The sequence below is a fragment of the Phyllobacterium phragmitis genome, from assembly GCF_002980495.1.
In the GTDB taxonomy this organism is placed as follows: Bacteria; Pseudomonadota; Alphaproteobacteria; order Rhizobiales; family Rhizobiaceae; genus Paramesorhizobium; species Paramesorhizobium phragmitis.
The window spans coordinates 161,581-182,007 of record NZ_PVBR01000007.1 but is presented as its reverse complement, the minus strand read 5'-3'; the positions used below and the strand labels follow the sequence as shown (position 1 = coordinate 182,007).

Genomic DNA, 20,427 nt, shown 5'->3' with positions numbered 1-20,427 from the left:
GTATTTAAACGTAGTGCGCCCTTCACCCCCGCCCTTCGAGGCTCCCCTTCGACAGGCTCAGGGTCACACCTCAGGATGAGGGTGAAGGGTCGGCAACGCTGCAGTAGCCCTCATCCTGAGGTGTGACCCTGAGCCTGTCGAAGGGGAGCCTCGAAGGGCGAGGGCGCTTGGTGGTTCGCTCAAAAACAGGAACCGCCATAGTCATCCTGCAATTGACGCATGACGCATGAACCGTTAAACAGCGCCAAACACGCAATTTGTTTCCCGTACCGCCCGCCGCGCAATCGCTCGATCCGGAAGGATCATGCTCCAAGGCACATGGCGGTAGCGGTGATTTAGCGAAAGTCATCAATGTCCCTGCCTGCTTCCATCGCTCCGGCACTGTCCGGCGCTCTTGCCGCTCGTGGTTATACGGCGCTCACCTCCGTCCAGACCGCTGTGCTGGCGCCCGAAGCCGAGGGCGCCGACCTCCTCGTTTCGGCGCAGACCGGTTCCGGCAAGACCGTCGCCTTCGGCATCGCCATCGCGCCCACCTTGCTCGACGGCACCGAGCGCTTCGGCCAGGCCGGCGCACCCCTGGCGCTGGTCATCGCGCCGACGCGCGAACTCGCCCTGCAGGTCCGCCGCGAACTGGAATGGCTCTATGCCGACACCGGCGGGCGGATCGCATCCTGCGTCGGCGGCATGGATATGCGCACCGAGCGCCGGGCGCTGGAACAGGGCGCGCATATCGTCGTCGGTACGCCGGGCCGCCTGCGCGATCACATCACGCGCGGCGGGCTCGACATGTCGGCATTGCGGGCCGTCGTTCTCGACGAGGCCGATGAGATGCTCGATCTCGGCTTCCGTGAAGATCTCGAATTCATCCTGGGCGAAGCGCCGGAGGATCGCCGCACGCTGCTTTTCTCCGCGACCGTTCCCAAACCCATCGCCCTGCTTGCCAAGCGCTTTCAGCGCAACGCCCTGCGCATTACCGCGGCGAACGAAAAAGAGCAGCACGTCGATATCGCCTATCAGGCGATGGTCGTGCAGCCGCGCGAGCGCGAAAACGCCATCATCAACACGCTGCTGCTGTTCGACGCGCAGAATACCATCATCTTCTGCTCGACGCGCGAGGCGGTGAAGCATCTCACCAGCCGCCTGTCCAATCGCGGCTTCTCGGTCGTCTCGCTTTCCGGCGAGCTCAGCCAGGCGGAGCGCACCAACGCGCTTCAGTCGATGCGTGACGGACGGGCTCGTGTCTGCGTGGCGACCGACGTCGCGGCGCGTGGCATCGATCTGCCCAATCTCGATCTCGTCATCCATGCCGATCTGCCGACCAATCCCGAAACGCTGCTTCACCGCAGCGGACGGACGGGCCGCGCCGGCCGCAAGGGGACCTGCGTCCTGATCGTGCCGTACTCGCGCCGCCGCAGTGCCGAACGACTGTTGCAAATGGCAAAGCTCGACGCGGCGACCGTGAGCGCGCCGGGCATCGCGGCCATTCAACAGAAGAACCGCGAGCGCATCCTGCAGGATCCGGCGCTGTCGAAGCCGACGGCTGAGGATGAACTGGATTTGGTCAAGGAGCTTCAGGCGCTTTATACGCCCGAGCAGATCGCCGCCGCCTATCTGCGCCGCGAGCTTGCGGCACGTCCGGCGCCGGAGGAACTTTCCGACGCGCCCGTCCGCCCGCTGGACGGCGGCCGCAAGGGCAGTGAACGTACCGGTCGGGCGGACCGCCCGGAACGCGGCGATCATGCGGGACGGTTCGAGAAATTCGAAGGCGGCGGCGTCTGGTTCTCGCTTTCCATCGGCCGCAAGCAGCGTGCCGATCCGCGCTGGCTGCTGCCGCTGATCTGCAAGGCCGGGCAAGTGACGAAGCGTGACGTCGGCTCGATCCGCATTCTGGAAACGGAAACCCGTTTCGAGATCACCGCTTCGAAGGCCGGTGAATATCTGACCGCCATCAAGGAACGTGGTTCCGGCGAAAAGGGCGTGACCATTCGGCCCGCCGCCGACAGCGCCCCGTCTGGAGCACCTGCGCCGCGCCAGTCGAAACCATACTCGCAGGACCGGGGCGCCGAGCCGAAGGCGAAAAGCTGGGCGAAGAAGGACAATGCCAGCAAGCCCTATCGGAATGATAAGCCGGCCAAGGCGAAGAAGCCGTATTAGGGGTGTGTCATAGTTTAATTGAAACGCGGGCAGAACAACGCTCCTTGCTCTGCCGTCATTCTCGGGACAAGCCCGAGAATGACGGCCAGGGGGAAGCTGTTTCAAGTTAGTTCTGACACGCCCTCCAACAACTAACCCCTATTAATTCAATTTTTAAGAACTTGGTGGAGTCTGCAACCCAATGGGGAAATCCGTCGCAAGGGGAAAATGCGGCGGGTGGAAATTGGGGGATTGTGGAGATGTTCTTAAAGGCATCCAATAGAAACCGGCTGCGCAGCATAGAGCGGATGTATCTCGTTTGGGGTGTGACCCTCGGCGCGGTGCTCACGGTTTCGGGGTTCGTTCTCGACACGCGTTTCAGGCTGTTTATGGGGCTCGGTAGCGATGCCTGGGCGACCTTCACCGGTACGGTCATGCATTTTCTCATGCTGTTCCTGCCGTTTATCATGGGCGGGATCTTTCTCGAGCTTGGCCGCCGTCAACAACGTTTTCTCGATCAGATGCACCGGTTCGAGCAGGCGGAGGAGCTGACGCGCAAGCAGGCGCACAGCGATACGCTGACCGGGCTTTTCAACCGCACCTATCTGAGCAAGATGATGGAGGAGGGGCTTTCGACCGGGCAGTGGGAAGCCCGTCAGGCCTATGCCTATCTCCTTGATCTCGATGATTTCAAGCATATCAACGACACGATGGGTCATGTCGCCGGCGATCATGTGCTTGTCGCCGTCGCCGCGCAATTGAAGCAGACGGCCTCGGATGGCGATGTGGTGGTCCGCCTCGGCGGCGACGAGTTCTTCGTCGTGCATTTCCTCGACGGGAAGGAGCAGGATGCCGGCAGCTTTGCCGACCGCATCATTGCAGCCCTGACCAAGCCCATCCCGTTTGGCGACGCTCAGATAACGCCGAATGCCAGCATCGGCATCGCCAGGATCGGTCACGATGGCAAGACACGTTCCGACATATTGCGTTGCGCCGATCTTGCGCTCTACGAGGCGAAGGGAGAGCCGACCAGCACCTATCGCTTCTATAGCGCCGAATTGAAGCTCGTCAGCGATCGCCAGGCGGTGCTCGAAACGGAAATGCGTAAAGGCATCACCGATGGCGAGTTCGAGGTCTATTACCAGCCGATTTATTCTGTCTCGACGGGAAAATTGCGCAGTTTCGAGGCGCTTTTGCGCTGGAAACATCCACAGCGGGGCATGATTTCGCCGGTCGAGTTCATCCCCATCGCCGAGCGCTCGGGGATGATCATCCCGATCGGCTATCAGGTTTTGCGCGATGCCTGCCGGGCCGCCGTCTCGTGGCCGGATCACATTGGCGTGGCGGTCAACCTGTCGGCGGTTCAGTTCAAGGATTGCGCGCTTGTCGAGGGGATCGAGGAAACCTTGCGGGAAAGCGGGCTTTCGCCCGACAGGCTCGACCTCGAAGTCACCGAAAGTCTGCTGCTGGAGCCTTCTCCACGTGTCGTCAGCGCTATCGAGCGTTTGCGCGAACTGGGCGTGCGGCTGACGATGGATGATTTCGGAACGGGTTTTTCCAGCCTCAACAATCTGCGCCGCTTTCGCTTCGACCGCCTGAAGATCGACAGGTCGTTTACCCGCGACCTCGACAAGAGCGACAGCGCCGAAATCATCAAATCGATGATCAGCCTGTCGAAGGCGCTCCAGATGCAAGCGACCCTCGAAGGCGTGGAGAACGAGACGCAACTTGCTTTTGCCCGCAACGAGGGCGCGACCGAGGTGCAGGGATTTTATTATGCAAAGCCGATGACCGTCGTGGACGTTGGCATCCTTTTGCGTGATCATCTCGGCACGACGAAACAAGGCGGCATCGCCGCCTGAGCGGGCCGCTTCATGAAGGGCCGCACGGCCCTTCAGCCTGTTTCGCATTCAGCCTCACATATAGGGCGAAACGCACCGGCGGCGCGGGCCGTTATAGGGCTGGTAGGTGTTGTCGTAAGCCCTGTACGACCGGTAACGATTATAGCACCAGCGCACATGCGCGCTGCCGCCGCGATTCTGGTTGGCGATGGCGCCGCCGATGATGGCGCCGCCGAGGAATGCCGCTGGCGGGAACCACCAGCCATTGTGCCGGCGCCAGCCGCGACGGTGGCGGCGAGAGCCGCGATGTCCGCGGTAATAGCCGCGGCGATCGCGATAGCCGTCGCGGTCACGACGGAAATCACGCCGCGAGCCTCCCCATTTTCTTCGTAAACGGCGGTCTTGGACTTTTTGCACGTCCGGTCCAGCCGCTTCGACCTTCAGCGGCTGAATCGGGCCTGCGAGAGCGGGTGCAGCGACGATTTCAGCCGAGGAAACGGCCATCAGCGTCGCGCAGAACGCTGCAACGAGCTTCTTCATATTGCCCTCCTTTTCTCCCTTCAATGTACACGGATTTTTCCGCCATGCCCATACAAGGCGCCATCAGGGCTAAGTAGAAGGCATCGCCGGCAAGTCAAGCAGCCGCTCTTGCAGGTCGTGCCGGTTCATCAAAGCTTCATGGGAACGTCAATCGGCCGACATCGACAGGCTCTATCGCAGGAGGACGATAAACCTTGGACGCAGGAACTTTCCATGAAAGCGCTTCTTCTGTCGACGACCGCGGCGATCGTCGTGCTGATTTCCACTCAGGCTTTCTCCGAGGAGACGAGATTTCCCGCCAGGCTCGAAGCGCAGGCCATCCTGCCGGCCAATTCGATCATCAAGGCGCCGGAAGATGCGCCGGAGCACCTGCAGACCTCGGGCAAGTTCACCGCGCCGAACCGCCATCGCACCGCCGGCATCGGCACCGTCCCCGGCATGGATGGGAACCGTCCGACGGGGCCGGCCCTGCCATTCGACGGGCAGCCGCTGCAGGGCTTCTCCGGCATCAAATCGATGGGTGACGGTACCTTCTGGACGCTCTCGGACAATGGCTTCGGCAGCAAGCTCAATTCGCCCGACGCCGCTCTCATGCTGCATCACATCAAGTTCGACTGGGATGCCGGCAAGGTCGAGCCGATCGAAACCCTCTTCCTCTCCGATCCCGACAGGAAGATACCGTTCCCGATCGTGCTCGAAGGCACCGACAAGCGCTATCTCACCGGTTCCGATTTCGATGTGGAATCCATCCAGCCTGTGGAAGACGGCTTCTGGATCGGCGAGGAATTCGGTCCCTTCCTGGTCCATGTCGACCGGGCCGGCAAGGTGACGGATGTGGTCGAGACGATGGTGGAAGGCGAGCCCGTCCGCTCGCCGGATTACCCCTCCTTCACGCTGCCTGGAAATCCGACCATGAAAATGCCCGCCATCAACCTGAAGCGCTCCGGCGGCTTCGAGGGCATGGCGCGCTCGAAGGATGGCGGCAAACTCTACGCGCTTCTGGAAGGCCCGCGTTATCTCGCCGACGGTTCGGTCGAAAAATCAGGCGATAATCCGGCATTGCGTATTGTCGAGTTCGATATCGCGGGAAAGAAGTGGACCGGCCGCAGCTGGCTTTATCCCTTGAGCGAGGGCGGCCGGGCGATCGGCGATTTCAACATGATCGACGCGACCACCGGCCTCGTCATCGAGCGCGACAATGGCGAGGGCGTGGCGGCGAAGGCTTGCGCCGATCCGAAGAACCCGCAGCCGGATTGCTTCTCGACGCCCGCCAAATTCAAGCGCATCTACAAGATCGAGATGAATGACGCCAATGTCGGCGGCCCGGTTCGCAAGATCGGCTATATCGATCTGCTTGCCGTTGAAGATCCCGGCAAGAAGGCGCGCCAGGGCGGCGAAGAGGGTATCTACGATATGCCCTTCGTCACCATCGAGAATGTCGATGTGGTCGACGAGAACCATATCGTCGTCGGCAATGATAACAACCTGCCGTTCTCAGCCGGCCGCGCGCTCGATAAGGCCGACGACAATGAATTCGTTCTTCTCGAAGTGGGGGAATTCCTCAAGGCGAAGTAAGGCAGGTCAGTGAGTTCCGCAGTCCGGCCAGACGGATAGATTGGTACTTCACCACACCCCCCTCTGGCCGGCAGGCCAGAGGGGGGTGTTATAGCCCACTACCTAGAAATGAACCGCTCTAAACGTCCAGATTCGCGACATTCAGCGCATTGTCCTGGATGAACTCGCGGCGCGGTTCCACATTGTCGCCCATCAGGCGGCTGAACAGTGAATCGGCGTCGGTGGCATCGGAGACCTTGACTTGCAGCAGCGAACGGGCGTGCGGATCGAGCGTGGTTTCCCAGAGCTGGTCGGCATTCATTTCGCCAAGGCCCTTGTAGCGCTGCAGCGTCAGGCCTTTCCGCCCGGCGGCAAAGACCGAATCGAGCAGCGACAGCGGCCCGGAGATCATGTCGCTCTTGTCCTTGCGCCGCAGCACCGGCGGTGTGTCATAGATCTCGTGCAGCCGCGCTGCGTAGCGGTCGATCTGGCGCGCATCGGCGGAACCGATCAGCGCCATGTCGAGTGTCGTGACATCCTTGACGCCGCGCAGTATCCGCTCGAAGCGATAGCCGCCATCCTCGGCGACATGCCCGGTCCAGCCGCGCTCCGTCTCCTCGGCGATGAGGTTGAGACGCCGCGCGATATCGTTGGCTGCCTGTTGCGTCTTTTCGGCGTTGCTGACGGCTTCCGGATTGAGCCCGCCAGCGATCGCCGCCTGTTCGACGACATTGCGGCTGTAGCGCGTATGCAGTCCGGTGAGCAGCTGACGGACACTCAGCGCGTCGTTGATGACGGCGCGAAGATCGGCGCCGGTCCGCACTTCGCCATTGGCGAGCGCCAACGCAGTTTCCTCGAGGCCCGTTTCGATGAGGAATTCCTCAAAGGCCTCTTCGTTCTTGATATATTGCGTGGACTTGCCGCGCGAGACCTTATAGAGCGGCGGCTGGGCGATATAGAGGTGCCCGCGCTCGATCAGCTCCGGCATCTGCCGGAAGAAGAAGGTGAGCAGCAGCGTACGAATATGCGCGCCGTCCACGTCGGCATCGGTCATGATGATGATCTTGTGATAGCGCAGCTTGTCCGCGTTGAACTCGTCCTTGCCGATAGAGGTGCCGAGCGCCGTGATCAGCGTCCCGATCTGGTCCGACGACAGCATCCGGTCGAAACGCGCGCGCTCCACATTGAGGATCTTGCCGCGCAGCGGCAGGATCGCCTGGTTCTGGCGCGAGCGCCCGCCCTTGGCCGAGCCGCCGGCCGAATCGCCCTCGACGATGAAGATCTCGGATTTGGCCGGATCGCGTTCCTGGCAGTCGGCGAGCTTGCCCGGCAGCGAGGTGATGTCGAGCGCGCCCTTGCGCCGCGTCAGTTCGCGCGCCTTGCGCGCCGCTTCGCGGGCGGCGGCGGCCTCGACGACTTTGCCGATCAGGATCCTGGCTTCCGAGGGATGTTCCTCGAACCAAGTGGAAAGCGCTTCGTTGACCAGGCCTTCGACGACGGGACGCACTTCCGACGAAACCAGCTTGTCCTTGGTCTGCGACGAGAATTTCGGATCGGGAACCTTGACCGAGAGAACCGCGGTCAACCCTTCGCGGCAGTCGTCGCCGGTCAGTGAAACCTTTTCCTTCTTGGTGATGCCCGAGCTCTCGGCATAGCTAGTCACCTGGCGCGTCAGCGCGCCGCGGAAGCCTGCAAGATGCGAACCGCCGTCGCGCTGCGGGATGTTATTGGTGAAGCACAGGACCTTTTCGTGGTAGGAATCGTTCCACCACATCGCCACCTCGACGGTCATGCCGTCGCGCTCGCCCCTGATATACATCGGGTTTTCGAGAAGCGGCTTCTTGGCCTGATCGAGATATTTGACGAATTCCTGCAGCCCGCCATCGTAATGCAGCTCCTGCTCCTTGACGTCGGCGTGCCGCTTGTCGGACAGAAGGATGCGCACGCCTGAATTGAGGAACGCAAGCTCCCGCAGGCGATGTTCCAGCGTGGCATAGTCGAACTCGACCATGGTGAAGGTTTCGGTCGAGGGCAGGAAGGTGACTTCCGTTCCCGTCTCGCTGCCTGCATCGCCGGTGACAGTGAGCGGCGCGTCGGGAACGCCATGGGTAAAGCTCATCTCGAAGATCTTGCCCTTGCGGCGGATCTTCAATTTCAGCCAGACCGAAAGCGCGTTGACCACCGAAACACCGACGCCGTGCAACCCGCCCGATACCTTGTAGGAATTCTGGTCGAACTTGCCGCCTGCGTGGAGTTGCGTCATGATGACTTCAGCCGCCGATACGCCTTCGGAGTGCATATCCGTGGGGATGCCGCGGCCATTGTCGGTGACGGTGCAAGAGCCATCCGGATTGAGCGTGACGGTCACGAGCGTGGCGTGTCCGGCAAGCGTCTCGTCGATCGCATTGTCCACGACTTCATAGACCATGTGATGCAGGCCCGAACCGTCGTCCGTATCGCCGATATACATGCCGGGGCGCTTGCGCACCGCGTCCAGTCCCTTCAGAACCTTGATGGATTCCGCCCCATATTCGGGGGATGCGCCGGAGATGTTTTCCGGTGTCGTCTCGGGTATCTCGCTCATGAAAAACTTTCGTCTGTCTACCGAAAAGGCGGCGCGTGCGAAGTCCCCTCGAATCACGCGCCAACGATGAGGTTAATATAGGTGTTAAAGCCAGTTTTTCCAAATCTTTGCGGCGTTTTTACGGGGATTGACGCCGTTGTCGACAGCCGTGCTGGCCGCCATGTGGCGCGATGGTGTTTCAAGGCCTATATCTAGGTTTTTCATCGGAGTTTTCGTCCATGAGCGATATGGTGATGGGTAGCACGGGATGCACCAGGGCGGCGGGCCCCGCAAATCCTTTCGTTCCGCCCGCTCCCGTCCCGCGGGCAAAGCCGGTCGGCCGTCTCGAACTCATCCGCATCATCTATCGCAATCCGCTCGAACTGTGGGGCGAGCCCTCCTATAACGAGCCATGGATCGAGGTCGACTGGATGGGCATGCATACCATCATCGCCAACGATCCCGGCCTGATCCGCCATGTGCTGGTCGACAATGCGAAGAACTATCGCATGGCGGCGGTGCGCCAGCGTATCCTGCGCCCGATTCTGCGCGACGGCCTTCTGACGGCGGAAGGCGAGGTCTGGAAACGGTCGCGCAAGGCGATGGCGCCGGTCTTCACGCCGCGCCATATCCATGGTTTCGCCAAAGCGATGCAGGAGCGTTCTAAGGCCTTTGCCGAGCGCTATGAAACGCCGGGTCTCGTCACCGACGTCGCCCGCGACATGACATTGCTGACCTATGACATCCTGGCCGATACGCTTTTCTCAGGCGAGATTGCCGGCGAACCGGGCCAGTTCGCCAAGGAAATCGACAATCTGTTCGAGACCATGGGCCGCGTCGATCCGCTCGATCTATTGGGCGCGCCGCAATGGCTGCCACGTTTCACCCAGATCAGGGGCCGCCGTTCGCTCGCCTTCTTCCGCAAGATCGTCGCCGATACCGTTGCCATGCGAAAAGTCCGCATGGCCAAGGGCGATGACGTGCCCAATGATTTCCTGACATTGCTTCTGAAGACCGAAGGTCCGGACGGGCTGACGCGCGCCGAGATCGAGGACAATATCATCACCTTTATCGGCGCTGGTCACGAGACCACCGCCCGCGCGCTCGGCTGGACGCTCTATCTCTTGGCGGAGGCGCCCTGGGAGCGCGATATCGTCGAAGCCGAGATCGACGGCTTCATGCGCAGTGGTCCCGTGCCGCCGCACCAATGGCTGGACAGGTTGCCCCTGACCCGCGCCGCCTTCGAGGAGGCGATGCGGCTTTATCCGCCGGCGCCATCGCTCAACCGTGAAGCCGTGGAAGACGATCGATATCGTGATCTGAAGATCGAGAAGGGCTCGACAGTGCTCGCCATGCCCTGGACCATCCACCGCCATCGTCTCTACTGGGAAAACCCCGACGCCTTCATTCCGGCAAGATTCCATCCGGAAAATCGCGGCAAGATCGACCGTTTCCAGTACCTGCCGTTCGGCGCCGGCCCGCGCGTCTGCATCGGCGCGAGCTTCGCGCTGCAGGAGGGCGTCATCGCGCTGGCCGCTCTTTTATCCAGATACCGCTTCGATACGGTGAGCCAGACCAAGCCGTGGCCCGTGCAGAAATTGACCACCCAACCGCAGGGCGGCCTGCCGATGAAGGTGACGCCGCGGCGGTAAAGCTGACGGCGGCTTGATTTCCTGTGAAATTATTCTATATTTTGTTTCATGAGAAAGAGAGAAAGACAATGCAGGCTCCATCGATGATGCAAGGTTCATTCGGTCGGGAACAGCCCGAGCCGGCGTTGTCGGACCGCACATCCGTCATCGCCAAGGCGCTCATCCGCGCCGCAGACCTTCTGGGCGTCAGCGGTAAGGAGCTTGCGGCCATTGTCGGGCTCTCCGAGGCCACGCTTTCCAGGCTAAGACGCAGTGACGGCAAGGCCGCGCTGGCCGGAAAGCCCTATGAACTGGCTCTTCTGTTCATCCGCCTCTACCGCTCGCTCGATGCGATCATGGGCGGTGATGATGCGACGGCGGGACAATGGTTGCGCGCCGACAACACGGCCCTTGGCGGCAAGCCGCTGGAACGGATCAAAACCATAGATGGCCTTGCCCATGTTCTCGCCTATCTGGACGCCCGACGCGCTCCGGTCTGAGGCGCATCCGCATCAAGGGAGCTGCTGGCGGCTGGTCGAGGCGCAGCACCGCGTTTCCACCATGAAGCTGGTCGATACGCTGGACGAGCAGGCGCTTCTGGAACAGGAGCTCGAGGCCAGCAAACCGCCCTTGCCGCCGGAATGCCGGGGGCTCGATTATCTCTTGGCGACGCCTTTCCGCTATGGCCGCTATCCCGGGGACTCGCGTTTTCGCCGTGCCGGCTATTCGCCAGGTGTCTTTTATGGCAGCGAGGCAATGGAAACCGCCGTCGCCGAAACGGCCTTCTACAGGCTCCTGTTCTTTGCCGAGAGCCCGCAAACATCCTGGCCGCGCAATGCGCTGGAACTCACGGCCTTCCAGGCGAAATTCGCAAGCGATGCCGCAATCGACCTGACGGCCGGGCCATTCGTGAAGGACGAGGCGCGCTGGATGCATTTGACCGATTATTCCGCTTGCCTCGATCTGTGCGATGCGGCGCGGGTCGCGGAAATCGGCCTCATCCGCTACCGTTCGGTGCGCGATCCCAAGGGAGGCGCGAATGTCGCCATTCTCTCCTGCCGCGCCTTCTCGAGCCCGCGTCCGATACGCTTCGCCACCTGGCGCATGATGTTTTCCGATTATGGCGTCAGCGCGCTTTGCGACATGCCGGAACTGCGGCTTGGCTTCCCGAAAGCTGTGTTTGCCGCCGATCCACGCGTCGGACGGTAGCCGTCTATCCCTTCAGCCGTTCCGCATGCCAGCCAATATGGTCGGCCATGAAGGTCGAGATGAAGAAATAGGAATGGTCATAGCCGTCGCGCATGTTGAGCGTCAGCGCAATGCCTGCCTTGCGGCATGCGTCCTCTAGGAGCCATGGACGCAAGCCGTCATCGAGAAAGCCATCCGCCGTGCCCTGATCGACCAGCAGTTCCGGCACGCGGTAGCCATCCTCGATCAGAAGCGTCGAATCATAGGCGCGCCAGGCCATCTCGTTCGGCCCCAGATATTTCTCGAAGGCGGGCTGCGACCAGCCGGCGGTCGAAGGCTGGACGATCGGCGCAAAGGCGGAAACCGATTTGAAACGGCCGGGATGTTTCAGCGCGAGCGTGATGGCGCCATGTCCGCCCATGGAATGGCCGAAGATGCCCTGGCGCGTCAGGTCGACGGGAAAGTTCTGCGCCACCAGCGCGGGCAATTCCTCGGCGATATAGGTCGCCATGCGGTAATGGGCGGCATAGGGCGCTTGCGTGGCGTCGAGATAGAAGCCGGCGCCGCTGCCGAATTGCCAATTGTCCTTTTCATCGGCAATGGTTTCGCCGCGCGGGCTCGTGTCGGGGCAGACGATGGCGATGCCGAGTTCGGCCGCCGCCCGCCGATATTCGCCCTTGTCCATGACGTTTTGATGCGTGCAGGTGAGGCCTGAGAGATACCACAGCACCGGCACGGGACCCTTCGCCGCCTGCGGCGGCAGGAATACGGCGAATGTCATGTCGCAGGCGCAGGCCTCGCTCTTGTGGCGGTAGACGCCCTGCGTGCCTTCGAAGCTCTTTGCGGTCGAGATGGTTTCAAGTGTCATCGGCCCTCCCTTCATTGCTAGGCTGTAAGACGCATGTCGATATGCGGAATGCCGTCCTTGATGATTTCGTCCGAGATAGGCGTGAAGCCGACCGAACCATAAAATGTCCTGAGATGGCTCTGTGCGCACAATTCGATATCGAGGCCCGGAAAGCGTTCCCGGCAATGCGCGATGGCCTCAAGCATGATCTTCTCGCCGAGTTTCCTGCCGCGATGGCCGGGCGCGACGATCACCCGGCTGATCCGTGGCAAACCATCGCCCGCGGGAGCGAGCACGCGCAGATAGGCTGCGAGATCGCCATCGTCCAGCACATGCAGATGCTGTGCATGCAGATCCTTGCCGTCCAGTTCCGGATAAGGACAGTTCTGCTCGACGATGAAGGTATCGACGCGCAACTTCAATATGGCATAGAGATCGCGGAGGCTGAGCGCATCGAACTCGCTCCAGACGAACTGTAGCTGCGCCTCGGCCATCAGTAAACCACGACAGAACGAATCGACTTGCCCTCGTGCATCAGATCGAAGGCGGTGTTGATTTCTTCGAGCGGCATGGTGTGGGTGATGAGCGAATCGATATCGATCTTGCCCTCCATGTACCAGTCGACGATCTTCGGCACGTCGGTGCGGCCGCGCGCGCCGCCGAAGGCAGAGCCCTTCCAGACGCGGCCCGTGACCAGTTGGAACGGACGCGTGGAAATCTCGGTGCCCGAGGGAGCGACGCCGATGATGATCGATTCGCCCCAGCCGCGATGGCAGCATTCCAGCGCCTGGCGCATGGTGTGGACATTGCCGATGCACTCGAAGGAGAAATCCGCGCCGCCGCCGGTCAGATCGACGATCGCCTCGACCACCTTGTCGCGGCCGACCTCGTCCGGATTGACGAAATGCGTCATGCCGAATTTCTTCGCCATTTCCACCTTGGCCGGGTTCAAATCGACGCCGATGATCTTGTCGGCACCGACCATGCGCGCGCCCTGGATCACATTGAGCCCGATGCCGCCAAGGCCGAAGACCACGACATTGGCGCCCGGCCAGACCTTGCCCGTGTAGACCACCGCGCCGATGCCGGTGGTGACGCCGCAGCCGATATAGCAGATCTTGTCGAAGGGAGCGTCCTCGCGCACCTTGGCGAGCGCGATCTCCGGCAGGACGGTGAAATTGGAAAACGTCGAGCATCCCATATAATGGAACACCTCGCCGCCATCACAGGAAAAACGCGAGGTGTGATCGGGCATCAGGCCCTGTCCCTGCGTGGCGCGGATGGAGGTGCACAGATTGGAGCGCTGCGACAGGCAGGTTTTGCACTGGCGGCATTCGGGCGTGTAGAGCGGGATGACGTGATCGCCGACCTTGACCGATGTGACGCCGGCGCCGATTTCGCGCACGATGCCTGCGCCCTCATGGCCGAGGATCGCCGGAAACTTGCCTTCCGAATCGAGGCCGGAAAGCGTATAGGCGTCGGTATGGCAGATACCCGTCGCCATGATCTCGACCAGCACTTCCCCGGCCTTCGGCCCGCCGATCTCGACGGTTTCGATGGTGAGCGGCTTGTTGGCTTCCCAAGCCACGGCTGCGCGAGATTTCATGACGATACTTCCCTTCCAGTTCGATATTATTCCAAGGCGCCTATTTGAGATAGGTGCGCAAGATCCGCATGATGTCATCGATTTCGGCATCGGGGTCGCTCACGGCCCGTTCAGCAATCGCTTCCCGCGTTTTCCCGAAGGTTTCGCGAAAATGGGTTTCCAGCACTTCCGCCATCAGCCCGTTGGCCGCTCCGCGCAGCGCCGCAATCTGCTGGAGAAGTGCACTGCATTCCGTGCCTGCCTCCACCGCGCGCTCAAGCCCTTCGGCTTGCCCGCGAATGCGGCGCAGGCGCGTCAGCGCGCGCTTCTTGTCTGCCAGTGAATGCGGCATTGGATCTCCCGAATGCAATAAACGGTACATACTGTAGGGGAGTATGTCAACGGGTTCGGTCCGCCTTTCCATTCATAGTGGAACTGTTGTATCGGTGTGCGCCTTGTTGACCCGGCCCTATCAGTCGATACACCCATGGAGCACGGTTTGCCAGACCTGCCGAGCCTGCCTGTAACCGAAGCCTTGCCCGCGCTCGACCAAGCGCTGGAAAGCGGCAATGCGGCTGTGCTCGTCGCCCCGCCCGGCGCGGGCAAGACCACGCTGGTGCCGCTGCATTTTCTCGGCGCGTCATGGCGCGGCGATGGCATGATCGTGCTTCTGGAGCCGCGCCGTATCGCTGCCCGTGCCGCCGCCCGCCGCATGGCGTTGCTTTTGGGCGAGGAGCCGGGCGGAACCGTCGGCTATCGCATGCGGCTCGAAACGAAAACCTCCGCCCGCACGCGCATTCTTGTCGTCACCGAAGGCGTCTTCGCGCGGATGATCCTCGACGATCCCGATTTGAAAGGCGTTTCCGCCGTCCTCTTCGACGAATTCCACGAACGCAGCCTCGATGCGGATTTCGGCCTGGCGCTGGCGCTCGATGTGCAGGCAGCACTCAGGCCCGATCTGAAGCTCGTCGTCATGTCGGCAACGCTTGACGGCGCGCGCGTGGCAAGGCTTCTGAACGATGCGCCGGTGATCGAGAGCGCCGGCCGCTCCTTTCCCATCGATATACGCTACCGCGAGCGCAAACCCGACGAGCGCATCGAGGATGCGATGGCACGCGCCATCCGCGAGGCGCTTGCCGAGGAGACGGGCAGCATCCTCGCCTTCCTGCCTGGCCAGGGCGAAATCGAACGCACGGCGCGGCTTCTCGCAGACCGTCTGCCCGCCGATGTGATCCTCGCACCGCTCTATGGGGCGATGCAGGGCCGCGATCAGGATGCCGCCATCCGCCCGGCACCGGCGCGCAAGCGCAAACTGGTGCTGGCGACGTCCGTGGCGGAAACCTCGATCACCATCGACGGTGTTCGCGTGGTGGTCGATTCCGGCCTGGCGCGGCTGCCGAAATATGAGCCTTCCACCGGGCTGACGCGGCTGGAGACGGTACGCGCCGCGCGCGCCGCTGCCGACCAGCGCGCCGGCCGCGCCGGGCGCACCGAGCCGGGCATCGCCATTCGCCTGTGGCATTCCGGCCAGACCGCCGCCCTGCCGCCCTTCGCGCCGCCTGAAATCCTCGAAGCCGATCTCTCCGGCCTGGTGCTCGATTGCGCGGCCTGGGGCGTCGCAGACCCCGCCACGCTCGCCTTTCTCGATCCGCCGCCGGCGCCCGCGCTCACCGAAGCGAAGGCGCTGTTGAAGCGTCTCGGCGCGCTCGACGGCGATGGCCGGCTGACCGCCGATGGCGAGGCGATGCGCGCGCTGGCGTTGCCGGCCCGGCTCGCGCACATGATCGTTGCCGCCGCAAGGCGCGGCGAGAGCGGCCGGGCTGCGGAACTGGCGATGCTTTTGACCGAGCGCGGGCTCGGCGGCAATGACGTGGATCTCGATGTCAGGCTTTCCCGCTTCCATCGCGACCGAAGCGACCGCGCCATGCGGGCCAAGGGACTGGCAAAGCGCCTCGGCTCGGCGGTACGCTCGGCCTCTTCTTCGGGCGAGCCGTCCTCCGCCGGACGCCTGCTTCTCGATGCTTATCCCGACCGGATCGCCAAGGCGCGCGGCGCAGCCGGACAATTTGTGCTGGCAAACGGCAGGGGAGGCGAGGTCGATCCGGCCCTGCCGCTGTCGCGCGCCGGATGGCTGGTCGTCGCCGATCTCACCGGGCGGGCGGAGCGGACCCGCATTCTGGCCGCAGCCGAGGTGAGCGAGGAGGATATCCGCGCGGTGCTTGGGGCCCGTGTCGAAAGCGGACGCCAGATCGTCTATGATCCCGAAAAGAATGCCCTTCGCGCCCGCGAGGCGACCCGCATCGGCGCCATCGCGCTCTCGGAGCGGCAATTGCCCGCCCCATCCGGTGAGGACGCGGATAGGGGCGTCATCGAGGCGGTGCGCCAGCACGGGCTCGCTATTTTGCCATGGAGCAGGGAGGCGGAAATCCTGCGCCGCCGGCTTGGCTGGCTCAATCGTGGCTTGGGAGATCCCTGGCCGTCCATGGAGGACGATCATCTTCTCGCAACCCTCGATGACTGGCTTTTGCCGTTCCTTACGGGCGCGGCGCGGCTTGACCGCATCCCGCCTTCAGCGCTGATGAATGGCCTGCGTTCCCTGGTGCCGTATGATCTGCAACGGCGGATCGATGCATTGGCGCCCACCCATTTCGAAGTGCCGACGGGCTCGCATATCCCGATCCGCTACGATGCCGACGAGCCGGTGATCGCCGTGCGTGTGCAGGAGCTTTTCGGCCTCGCCACCCATCCGGCCATCGCCGGGGGCAAGGTGCCGCTGCTGCTCGAACTGCTATCGCCCGCGCATCGCCCGATCCAGATCACACGCGACCTGCCCGGCTTCTGGCGTGGCTCATGGGCCGATGTGCGCACCGACATGCGCGGGCGATACCCACGGCATGTCTGGCCCGAAGACCCGTTCGCAGCCGACCCGACCCGGCGCGCCAAGCCGCGTGGGCAATGATCACGAAAACGGCGGATCGAGGCGCAGCGGTATGTTCTTGCGCGAGACGAACGCTTTCCCGCATAAGGAAATGCCAGAAAGATGAAATGATGAATCCTGATTTCAGCAATCGCGCCTCCTACCTCTCGCGTCGGCTCAGGCTGACGACGCTGGTGCGCCTGCGCTGGCTGGCGATTGCCGGGCAGACGGCGGCCGTCCTGTTCGTGATGCTCTATCTGCAATTCCCGTTTCCGGTCAGCATCTGCTTTGCGCTGATTGCCTGTTCGGCATGGCTGAACCTGTTCCTCTCCTTCCGCTATCCGGTCAATCACCGCCTGCAGCCGGGAACGGCGATCGCCGTCCTCGCCTTCGACCTGTTTCAGCTTGCCGGCCTGCTCTATCTGACCGGCGGACTGCAAAATCCCTTCGCGGTACTGATGATCGTGCCGGTCATCATTTCCGCCACCTCGCTGCCGGGGCGCAGCACCATGGTGCTCGGCGTTCTCGTCATCGTCTGCACCACGTTGCTGGCCTTCGAGCATCGTCCGCTGCCCTGGTATCCCGGCGTGCAGATGACGCTGCCCTTCCTGCTGATCGCGGGTGTCTGGTGCGCCATCGTCTCGGCGCTGGTCTTCACCGGCGTCTATGCCTACCGCATCGCCGAGGAGGCGCGGCAATTGGCCGATGCCCTGACCGCCACCGAGCTGGTGCTGCAGCGCGAGCAGCATCTTTCGGCGCTGGACGGCCTCGCCGCCGCCGCCGCCCATGAACTCGGCACACCGCTCGCCACCATTGCCCTGGTGGTCAAGGAGATGCAGCGCGCCCTTTCGCATGACGACCGTCTGGCCGACGATGTGGAGCTTCTGCGCTCGCAGACGCAGCGTTGCCGCGAGATCCTGCAGCGGCTGACCAGCCTGTCGTCGGAGGGCGAGGAACATATGTCGCGCCTGCCGCTTTCCTCGCTGATCGAGGAGGTGATCGCACCGCATCGCAATTTCGGCATCCTCATCGACGTCAGCAAGACGGGCGGAGAGGGACCGGAGCCGGTGGCGCGGCGCAACCCCGGCGTCATCTATGGTCTGGGCAATCTGATCGAGAATGCCGTCGATTTCGCCCGTGTCAAGGCGAGTGTGACATGGGGCTGGACAGACAATACGGTGCAAATCACCATCCTCGACGATGGCCAGGGCTTCACGCCGGATATTCTCGACCGCATCGGCGAGCCCTATACGACGAGTCGCGAGGCGAGCACCAATGGCGGCGGGCTTGGGCTCGGCCTGTTCATCGCCAAGACGCTGCTGGAGCGTTCCGGCGCCCAGATCAGCTTCCACAATCGCAGCGATCCGGGGCAGGGCGCCGAGGTGCGGGTGGTCTGGCCACGCGGCGCTCTAGAGGAAAATATCGTCTGAAATTCCGACCAAAATTCAATGCCTATTTGACTTTTTGACGCAGGCCAATCAATAAGGGGCGAAAGAAAAGACGAGTAGGAAACAACCTGATGGAAGACGCAGATCAGGACAATGCCGGCACGATCGGCAACGATCCTTCCCTTCTTCTGGTCGATGATGACAAGCCGTTTCTGCAACGTCTTGCGCGCGCCATGGAGAGCCGTGGTTTCCAGGTCACGACAGCCGAATCCGTCGAGGAAGGGATTGCGGCGGTCAGGCATTCAGCCCCCGCCTATGCCGTGGTCGACATGCGCCTTGCCGATGGCAACGGTCTCGATATCATCGAGGCTATCCGCAGCCGCCGCGAAGATACCCGCGTCATCGTCTTGACCGGTTATGGCAATATCGCCACGGCGGTCAATGCGGTGAAGCTCGGCGCGATCGATTATCTCTCGAAGCCGGCGGATGCCGACGAGGTCTTCGCGGCGCTCACCCGGCGCGCCGGTGAAAAGGTCCCGCCGCCGGAAAATCCGATGTCGGCTGATCGCGTGCGCTGGGAGCATATCCAGCGGGTCTATGAGATGTGCGACCGCAACGTCTCGGAAACCGCGCGTCGCCTCAACATGCACCGCCGCACGCTCCAGCGCATTTTGGCCAAACGAGCGCCGAGGTAGGTAAGGGAGTAAGGGAATAGGGGAATAGGGGAATAGGGGAATAGGGGAATAGGGGAATAGGGGGTATATTTCCTTACTCCCTTACTCCCTTACTCCCTTACTCCCTTACTCCCTTACTCCCTTACTCCCTTACTCCCTTACTCCCCTATATCCACATCCGGCATGCTGATGCCCGAAAGCTCGGCAAGCGTCAGCCGTGCGGCGCTGGTGCGTGCGAAACGCAGCGTCATCGCCTTGCGCGTCGCCGCCGCCAGCCGGTGTTCCGGCGCATCGCGCAGAATTTCCGCGCCATAGCCGTCGGAGAGGATGAAACCGCACTCCTCGGGGAAGATATCGCTCGGCACGCCCGGATGGGTGGCGAAGAACAGCCTGTCGCAATGGGCCCGGTAGATCGGCCATTTGCGGTCCGCCTTCCAGTCCTCGATCGAGGATTTGATCTCGACGATCCAGATATCGCCGCTGCGCGTCAGCGCGACGAGATCGGCGCGCCGTCCCGAGGCAAGCGGCAGTTCAGGTGTCACGGTCAGCCCCATCTCAAGGAACAAACGCTGCACGCCGCGCCGCACGAGCATGGCGTTTTCCGACTGGCGGCCATCGGCGAGCGGATGGGTCTGATGGGGAATCACGATCGGCATGGCGCTATTTTGCGCCAAAGAGACGCGCTCCGTCTACTGCGTCGCCAAACGCTTCCAAATTGCCGCCTCATTCCTAGGCTCGGGCAAGCATAATTGTATTTTCGACAATCACAAATGTGGCTTTTTCGCGCCCCGACGGGTTCGCGGAAGGTGAAAATGTGGAAAACTCGCATTACGGTTAATCCACGGTTAATAATGCCGGTAATACATTGGTGCTATTGGAAGGGCGATTCGCCCGTATCGGATATTGCAGACGAGGGGAAATATATGAATATCAAGCCGTTGCTGGTGGCTTCCGGGCTGATTGCCGCAACCGCCCTTGCCGGGTGTTCGACAGTCGGCGGAACCTTCTACACCGCGTCATATGCCTCTGTAACGGATGCGGGCTACAAGCTCCCCGCGATTCCGAAGACAAAGGTTCCGTCTCAGTACCTTCGCCAGATCGTGAAATACGAGACAAGCGAAGCGCCGGGCACGGTGATCGTCGATACGTCAGCGAAATTTCTCTATTTCATCATGCCGGACGGCAAGGCCATGCGCTATGGCATCGGCGTCGGCAAGCAGGGCTTCGAATGGTCGGGCACGGCGCGCATCGCGATGAAGCGCGAATGGCCGACGTGGACGCCGCCGGCAGCGATGATCAGGCGCCGGCCGGAATTGGCGCAGTATCGCGGCGGCATGAAGCCCGGCCTGCAAAATCCGTTGGGCGCCCGCGCGCTTTATCTGTTCAGGGGCGGCCACGATACGGGCTATCGCCTGCATGGCACACCGGAATGGTGGTCGATCGGCAAGGCGATGTCGTCAGGTTGTATTCGCCTGTTGAACCAGGACATCATGGATCTCTACAACCGTGTGGATATCGGCGCGAAGGTGATCGTGAAGTAGGTTCCGCCCCCCCCCTGGAATGCGA

Annotated in this window: 17 protein-coding genes; 10 read left to right on the top strand and 7 right to left on the bottom strand. The window is 62.2% G+C overall.

What is annotated here, in order from left to right; genetic code table 11:
* Positions 1-351 precede the first annotated feature (351 nt).
* Together C5748_RS11860 and C5748_RS11855 are read left to right on the top strand one after the other, a co-directional pair.
* Positions 352-2,154, top strand: a complete 1,803-nt coding sequence (locus tag C5748_RS11860; RefSeq protein ID WP_105742132.1) for a DEAD/DEAH box helicase — start codon at positions 352-354, stop codon at positions 2,152-2,154.
* A 239-nt stretch (positions 2,155-2,393) separates the two neighbouring features.
* Positions 2,394-3,995: a putative bifunctional diguanylate cyclase/phosphodiesterase gene (locus C5748_RS11855; RefSeq protein ID WP_105742131.1), complete on the top strand. Its 1,602-nt coding sequence runs from the start codon at positions 2,394-2,396 to the stop codon at positions 3,993-3,995.
* A gap of 54 nt (positions 3,996-4,049) precedes the next feature.
* Here C5748_RS11855 and C5748_RS11850 read toward each other — a convergent pair whose 3' ends face one another.
* Positions 4,050-4,514 (bottom strand): BA14K family protein, encoded by a 465-nt coding sequence (locus C5748_RS11850; RefSeq protein ID WP_105742225.1) that lies wholly within the window; start codon positions 4,512-4,514, stop codon positions 4,050-4,052.
* A 213-nt stretch (positions 4,515-4,727) separates the two neighbouring features.
* Here C5748_RS11850 and C5748_RS11845 point away from each other — a divergent pair, with 213 nt between their 5' ends.
* The gene (locus C5748_RS11845) at positions 4,728-6,089 is read left to right on the top strand and encodes an esterase-like activity of phytase family protein (RefSeq protein ID WP_105742130.1); all 1,362 of its coding nucleotides are present in this window, start codon (positions 4,728-4,730) and stop codon (positions 6,087-6,089) included.
* Positions 6,090-6,207: 118 nt separating this feature from the next.
* Here the strand turns inward: C5748_RS11845 and gyrB are convergent, their stop codons facing one another.
* Positions 6,208-8,652 (bottom strand): DNA topoisomerase (ATP-hydrolyzing) subunit B, encoded by a 2,445-nt coding sequence (gyrB, locus tag C5748_RS11840; RefSeq protein WP_105742129.1) that lies wholly within the window; start codon positions 8,650-8,652, stop codon positions 6,208-6,210.
* A 218-nt stretch (positions 8,653-8,870) separates the two neighbouring features.
* On the opposite strand from gyrB, the gene C5748_RS11835 reads away from it, so the two are divergent.
* From C5748_RS11835 to C5748_RS11825, 3 genes are all read left to right on the top strand, one after another.
* On the top strand, positions 8,871-10,283 hold the full coding sequence (locus C5748_RS11835; protein ID WP_245429031.1) for a cytochrome P450: 1,413 nt from the start codon (positions 8,871-8,873) through the stop codon (positions 10,281-10,283).
* A gap of 83 nt (positions 10,284-10,366) precedes the next feature.
* Positions 10,367-10,762 (top strand): antitoxin Xre/MbcA/ParS toxin-binding domain-containing protein, encoded by a 396-nt coding sequence (locus C5748_RS11830; protein ID WP_245429028.1) that lies wholly within the window; start codon positions 10,367-10,369, stop codon positions 10,760-10,762.
* The gene (locus tag C5748_RS11825; RefSeq protein WP_105742128.1) at positions 10,722-11,471 is read left to right on the top strand and encodes an RES family NAD+ phosphorylase; all 750 of its coding nucleotides are present in this window, start codon (positions 10,722-10,724) and stop codon (positions 11,469-11,471) included. Before C5748_RS11830 ends, C5748_RS11825 begins: the two co-directional genes overlap by 41 nt.
* Positions 11,472-11,475: 4 nt before the next feature.
* Here the strand turns inward: C5748_RS11825 and fghA are convergent, their stop codons facing one another.
* From fghA to C5748_RS11805, 4 genes are read right to left on the bottom strand one after another with little or no spacing between them, the layout of a single operon-like run.
* Entirely contained in the window at positions 11,476-12,318 is an 843-nt protein-coding gene (gene fghA, locus C5748_RS11820; RefSeq protein ID WP_105742127.1) for an S-formylglutathione hydrolase, read from the bottom strand.
* Positions 12,319-12,335: 17 nt separating this feature from the next.
* Positions 12,336-12,791 carry a GNAT family N-acetyltransferase gene (locus C5748_RS11815; RefSeq protein ID WP_105742126.1) on the bottom strand — a complete coding sequence of 152 codons (456 nt, stop codon included), beginning with the start codon at positions 12,789-12,791 and terminating at the stop codon, positions 12,336-12,338.
* The gene (locus C5748_RS11810; RefSeq protein WP_105742125.1) at positions 12,791-13,903 is read right to left on the bottom strand and encodes an S-(hydroxymethyl)glutathione dehydrogenase/class III alcohol dehydrogenase; all 1,113 of its coding nucleotides are present in this window, start codon (positions 13,901-13,903) and stop codon (positions 12,791-12,793) included. Before C5748_RS11810 ends, C5748_RS11815 begins: the two co-directional genes overlap by 1 nt.
* A gap of 40 nt (positions 13,904-13,943) precedes the next feature.
* Positions 13,944-14,234, bottom strand: coding sequence for a metal/formaldehyde-sensitive transcriptional repressor (locus C5748_RS11805; RefSeq protein WP_105742124.1), 291 nt, complete (start codon positions 14,232-14,234; stop codon positions 13,944-13,946).
* 147 nt (positions 14,235-14,381) lie between these two features.
* On the opposite strand from C5748_RS11805, the gene hrpB reads away from it, so the two are divergent.
* The 3 genes from hrpB (at position 14,382) to C5748_RS11790 (ending at position 18,882) form a co-directional block, all read left to right on the top strand.
* A complete protein-coding gene (gene hrpB, locus C5748_RS11800; protein WP_105742221.1) occupies positions 14,382-16,841 on the top strand; it encodes an ATP-dependent helicase HrpB in 2,460 nt (819 codons plus the stop codon).
* A gap of 89 nt (positions 16,842-16,930) precedes the next feature.
* Positions 16,931-18,229, top strand: coding sequence for an ActS/PrrB/RegB family redox-sensitive histidine kinase (locus C5748_RS11795; RefSeq protein ID WP_105742222.1), 1,299 nt, complete (start codon positions 16,931-16,933; stop codon positions 18,227-18,229).
* 89 nt (positions 18,230-18,318) lie between these two features.
* A complete protein-coding gene (locus C5748_RS11790; RefSeq protein WP_105742123.1) occupies positions 18,319-18,882 on the top strand; it encodes an ActR/PrrA/RegA family redox response regulator transcription factor in 564 nt (187 codons plus the stop codon).
* A gap of 137 nt (positions 18,883-19,019) precedes the next feature.
* Here C5748_RS11790 and C5748_RS11785 read toward each other — a convergent pair whose 3' ends face one another.
* Entirely contained in the window at positions 19,020-19,517 is a 498-nt protein-coding gene (locus C5748_RS11785) for an MmcB family DNA repair protein (RefSeq protein ID WP_105742122.1), read from the bottom strand.
* Positions 19,518-19,784: 267 nt separating this feature from the next.
* Here C5748_RS11785 and C5748_RS11780 point away from each other — a divergent pair, with 267 nt between their 5' ends.
* On the top strand, positions 19,785-20,402 hold the full coding sequence (locus tag C5748_RS11780; RefSeq protein WP_105742220.1) for a L,D-transpeptidase: 618 nt from the start codon (positions 19,785-19,787) through the stop codon (positions 20,400-20,402).
* Positions 20,403-20,427: the final 25 nt, after the last annotated feature.